Origin of the sequence: Binatus sp. (SeqCode), assembly GCF_049584895.1 — a bacterium.
In the GTDB taxonomy this organism is placed as follows: domain Bacteria; phylum Desulfobacterota; class Binatia; order Binatales; family Binataceae; genus Binatus.
Genome location: NZ_JBAUYR010000025.1, coordinates 1 through 5,099 on the forward strand (window position 1 = coordinate 1; position 5,099 = coordinate 5,099).

Here is a 5,099-nt window from a genome sequence, read left to right on the forward strand (position 1 = left end):
CGGCGGCGTGGGTCTGGGCGGTTTTTTCCATAGCGGCTTTGCGCTGCTCGCCATGCGCGAGGTTCTGCCGCATTTGCGCCGTGCCCGCGGCGCCCAGGTTCTGCGTTTCCCACTTGGGTTTGCTGACTGATACCCAATTCCCGTTCTCAAGCGCGTAGGTGAACACGAGATACTTCAGATTGCCGGTGGCCTGGCCCTTGGTGGTTCCCGGCTTCACGGGATTGTATTCGACGCCGCCGAGCTTGCAGCTGACGACGAGGTGATTGTGCGGCCCGTAGGTCGGCAGGTACTCGAACTTCTGCAGCAGGTCGATGTAGACCTGACCCTTGGCTTTCTTTTCGTCCTGCTCGTCAAAGTAGGGCCCGCTCACATCCGAGAGTTTATCCTGCAGCGACTGCTGTAGCGCCGGAGTGAGATCCTTTTGCGCGCGTGCATGCTGCAAGTCATATGCATGCGCCCGCGACATGTTCAGCGAAAGAAAGAGCGCGGCCGCAATGGCGACCGCGCTCAGGTTCTTGAGATTTTTCATAACGTCCCGGCCACCATCATAGTAGACGATTGGCCGGACGCAAATATTTACTCGTTCACTGACTCCCGCCGCCGCCGCTGTTAAGCCCGCGGCCGAAAGCAGAAACCTGCGACTGCCACTGGTCGCCGAACGCGAGGATCAACACCTGCTGATTGATATGCGCGTCCTTGGTCAACGACTTCATCGAGCCGCCACCTGCACTGGCCAGCACTTTGTACGCGGCCTGCGTTTGCCGATAGAAAGCCGGCAGCGGTGAAATCTTCGGCGGCTCCTCGCGATGCACCTTGAGCCAGAACTCGCGCTCGAAGCGCTCGTGCTCTTCAGCCGCGACGTCCACCGTGTTGAAGGTGCCGTTGTTGGTCTTGAACTGCCGTATCAGCGCGAGCAGAGGCGCGAAGTCTTCGGTGCGCGGTGGCGAATCTCCCACCAGCACGATCACCTTCTTGGCGTACGGCTTCCAATCCATCTTGTTGACCGCCGCCTCGCACGCGCCCAAGGTGTCCTCTTCCCATTCGCCGCCGCCCATCGCCTGGATGCTGTTCAAGAAGTCGCTCAACTTTTGCGGCGATAGCGTCAGCGGCTGCACGTTCATCTTCTCGCCCTTGCCGCCGAACACGATTATTCCGATTCGCGCAATTGGCACCAGCCGGTGAATCGATTGCACCAGTTGCATCATCTTGGCCTTGACGTCGTCGATGATCAGTTTCATCGAGCCGGTGCCGTCGATTACCAGCACCACGTCAAGTCCCTTGCGCCGCAACTCTCCGATGAATCCGCCGAAGCCCGAGCCGATTCCGTGACCGTAGCCCGAGCCCATGCCGCCGCCACGGCCGATTCCGATACCGCCGCCGCCCGCCGCGCGCACGTAGTCACTGGCGAGACCTACCGCCTGCGACGTGTCGACCGCAGTCGGCTGCTCCATCTGCTGCGGCGCCGAGTCGGGCATCGGCACTTCAGGCATGTCGAGATCCTGCATCTCGTTGCCGCCGCCACCGCCGCCGCCCGCTTCGAGGTTCACCATGATCAACTCGCGGCCACGCTGTTCGTGCACCGTGATGATCAGGAAGAGCAGGGCGAGAACGTGCAGAGCGACCGACAATGGAAAGGGCCCGATCAACAGACCGAGCGCGTCTTTTATTTTCTGCAGACGGGTCGCATCCGCCTCGTCATCGTCGCGGTTCGCCTCAGCCAACGCCTCTCGCTTGCCGATAATCCGGTAGAAAATGAAAGCGACGACGAACGTCGACAGAACAAGCAAAATGATAATTGGAACGATCATATTAAATTCCTACGCTCCGCCTCCCGGCGTTGCGGCACCGCCGCCGCCTGGAGGTAGCGAAGACACTGCTATTGCTATCGCCTCCGCGCCAGCCGACTTGGCCATGTCGAGGATGCGAACCATATCTCCTAATATAACTTTCGGGTCGCCCTGGAAAATCACAATCTTGTCGGTTGAATTCTGGAGCGCGTCATGAAGTTGGGGCACCAGCTCGCGCTCGGTGACCTGCTTGTCGTTCAAGTAGACCAGATGCTCGGCTGTATAGGTTACGATGATGCCCTTGGGTTTGTCGGTTGACGTGGTGGGAGCATCAGCCTTGGGCAAATCGACGTGCGCGGCGGACTCGATCGTCACTGCCGTGGTCACCATGAAGATGATCAGCAGGACCAGGAAGATGTCGGTCAGCGGGGTGATGTTGATATCGGCAAAAACCCCGCCGCCCTTGTTACTGCTCATTTTTCTTTTTGCCATGCGGATATACCTCTACGGATCGCTATCAACTTCCGCCGCTGGAGGGGTTGTTTTCCAGTTGCGTACCGGTAACCCGCTTGGCCGCGATTGCGATCTGTTCGGCGCCCGCGGCCTTGGCAATGCCCAGGATTCGCACCATGTCGCCGAGCAGCACTTTGCGATCGCCCTGGAATACGACGATCTTCTGGTCCACCTTGCTGAGCGCGTCGCGCAGACTCGATTGCAGCTCGCGCTCGGGCACGTCCTTCGAGTTCACGAACAGCTCGTGCTGCGCCGTGTATGTGACGATCACGCCCTTATTCTCGGGCGCGGTGTTGGTCGCGTTGGGCAGATCGACGTGCGCGGCGGACTCGATGGTGACGGAGGTCGTCACCATGAAGATGATGAGCAGAACCAGGAAAATATCAGTCAGCGGGGTGATATTGATGTCGGCGAATACGCCGCCACCCTCGCCGCCATGAGGTCCGCTAATTGCCACGCGTTTGCCTCCCCTGGAGGGCGGCGTCGATCAGGCGGTCGTCGTTGATGTGCTGGATCGCGCTGATGTTCTCAACTTTGACCGAGAAATAGTTGTAAAAAATAACCGCGACGATCGCGACCGCGAGTCCAAGTGCAGTCGAAATCAACGCTTCCGAGATACCGGCCGCGACGACCGAGAAACCGCCGGTGCCCATGATTGCCATCGACTGGAACGCCACCAGAATACCGACGACCGTGCCGAACAGCCCGATGAAAGGTGCCGACGCGCCCGCGGTTGCAAGCACCCAGATGTAGCGTTTGAACTCGAGGCCTTCCTGATAGCGCCGCTCGTCGTCGAGCTCGAGCAGATGATCGCGGTCCATCGTCTGCGCGCCCGAAATCAGCGTGTGGAAAATACGCTCGGCGGCGGTCCTGCGCGCCTGCGTCGCCTGCAGCGCTTCGTTGAATTTGCCCTGGCGCAGTTGCGGGATCAACGCGTCCGCCAGCTTGGCCGTCTTCGGACCAACGCCCCACAGCGCCCACACGCGCTCGAAAATGATTGCCAGGCATACGACCGAAATGAAGAGTAGGGGATACGTCGCGTAGTATCCCTGCTGGATCATCCCCAAAATTCCGAATTGGCTTTGCATCTCTTATCCTCTCGAGATTGAATTATTGAGCGGCGAAATGGCCCCGCTCGAACCGTTGCGATAACTGTCCCAAAATGCCTCGACGGTTCACCCCTGAACCGATCCATAGCCCAATTTTGGCGAGTTGAGCTACCTCACGCCGGTAAAAGTTTCCCGTGATGGCGCGGAAAGTCTGAATGCAACAATAGAAAGTATTTGTCAAGGGTCGCCGATCAGAAGGAAAAATCTTGAACATTTCGTCCACAATTGCGAATGCGCGCCAGCGGCTCTCCAGACCGCGCTAGGCTGCGCCACCTTCGCACCTGCTCGACTATAGAGTCGATCTGTCATTTACTGTACGCCGTTGGCCATCCTGCCGACTAGCAAATTCTGATCGCTAATCTGCACGCCGACGGCCTCGGTCGCCTTGACTTCTTGCCCCCCCACGTCTATCCAGAAGCTTGCCACAGCAAGCCCCACGGTTGACCGCGATGCGGTCTTTGTTTTTGTGGCGATTGACGCTTTTGAGAAATATCGACCCACTCAATAATCAGACGGTGAACAGGGCCGCAATCTTCATAATTGCAGCCGCGTTCGTGGTTCTGCTCGCGTCGTGCAAAGCGACAGCGCCCGCAGCTCCTATCGGCCCGCCCCCTGAGCCGGTCGTGAAAGGCCCAACCGACGAGCCGAGCAAAGAATTACCGAAAGATTTGTTCCCCTCGATGCCCATGTATCCGGGCATCAAGGTCGAGCACGTCCGCAAGCCCAAGGGCGCGATGCGCGAAATCCTACTCAGCTCGGACTCGACAATGGCGCAGATGGTTGCCTTCTACAAAGACGAGCTGAAGAAGAACGACTTTCACATCACCTCGTCGCTGATCATGCCCGCGCGCAGGACCTGGTCGTGCGACTTCCACTACAATGGACGCCCCGGCAGCATCATGCTCTATCCAAGCGATCAGGATAAGTCGAAAATGACGATCGATCTTATCTACGAGCTGCCCGCGCACGTCGACGAATCACTGATGGAACCCAAGGAAGATTTCGACATAGAAGGACCGGGCGAAATCGCCCAACAACAAGCACCGAACTCAAATCCAACCGGGAAAGAAAAGAGGAATTAGTGAGATGGCACTACTGACAGGCAAAGTTGCGGTGATCACCGGCGCCGGCCGCGGCATCGGGCGCGAAGAGGCGTTGTTGCTCGCGAAGCACGGCGCCAAGGTGGTCGTGAACGACCTCGGCGGACACTTCGACGGCACCGGACAGTCGCGTTCGCCGGCCGAAGACGTGGTCAAGGAAATCCGCTCGGCGGGCGGCGAGGCAGTCGCCAACTTCGAGAGCGTCACCGACTTCAAGGCGGCCAAGCGGATCGTCGATTGCGCAGTCGATAACTTCGGCAAGTTGAACATCGTCGTCAACAACGCCGGCATCCTGCGCGACCGCATGATCTTTAACATGAGCGAAGAGGACTGGGACGCCGTCGTCACCGTCCATCTGAAGGGATCGTTCAACGTCGCGCGCCACGCGGCCGCCTACTGGCGCGAGCAGCACAAGGCCGGCAACGTGCTCAACGGCCGGCTCATCAACACCAGCTCCGACTCGGGCATCTTGGGCAACGCGGGGCAGAGCAATTACGGCGCGGCGAAAGCGGCAGTGGCTGCGATGGCGATAATCGTGGATCGCGAGATGAGCCGTTACGGCGTCACCGCTAATGCGATCGCGCCCGTCG

At 59.1% G+C, this 5,099-nt stretch carries 7 protein-coding genes; 2 read left to right on the forward strand and 5 right to left on the reverse strand.

The window, feature by feature from the left end:
- From WB650_RS04025 to WB650_RS04045, 5 genes are all read right to left on the reverse strand, one after another.
- Positions 1-529, reverse strand: a 529-nt coding sequence (locus WB650_RS04025) for a hypothetical protein (RefSeq protein WP_423959532.1), incomplete at its 3' end; no start/stop codon positions are given.
- Positions 530-584: 55 nt separating this feature from the next.
- Entirely contained in the window at positions 585-1,808 is a 1,224-nt protein-coding gene (locus WB650_RS04030; protein ID WP_423959534.1) for a vWA domain-containing protein, read from the reverse strand.
- Positions 1,809-1,817: 9 nt separating this feature from the next.
- On the reverse strand, positions 1,818-2,279 hold the full coding sequence (locus WB650_RS04035; protein WP_422305991.1) for an ExbD/TolR family protein: 462 nt from the start codon (positions 2,277-2,279) through the stop codon (positions 1,818-1,820).
- Positions 2,280-2,304: 25 nt separating this feature from the next.
- A complete protein-coding gene (locus tag WB650_RS04040; protein ID WP_422305993.1) occupies positions 2,305-2,757 on the reverse strand; it encodes an ExbD/TolR family protein in 453 nt (150 codons plus the stop codon).
- Positions 2,747-3,388, reverse strand: a complete 642-nt coding sequence (locus WB650_RS04045; RefSeq protein ID WP_422305995.1) for a MotA/TolQ/ExbB proton channel family protein — start codon at positions 3,386-3,388, stop codon at positions 2,747-2,749. Before WB650_RS04045 ends, WB650_RS04040 begins: the two co-directional genes overlap by 11 nt.
- Positions 3,389-3,924: 536 nt before the next feature.
- Here WB650_RS04045 and WB650_RS04050 point away from each other — a divergent pair.
- Both WB650_RS04050 and WB650_RS04055 read left to right on the forward strand, forming a co-directional pair.
- Positions 3,925-4,491 (forward strand): hypothetical protein, encoded by a 567-nt coding sequence (locus WB650_RS04050; protein WP_422305997.1) that lies wholly within the window; start codon positions 3,925-3,927, stop codon positions 4,489-4,491.
- Between the two features lie 4 nt (positions 4,492-4,495).
- Positions 4,496-5,099: SDR family NAD(P)-dependent oxidoreductase (locus WB650_RS04055; RefSeq protein WP_423959537.1), on the forward strand; the 604-nt coding region annotated here is incomplete at its 3' end.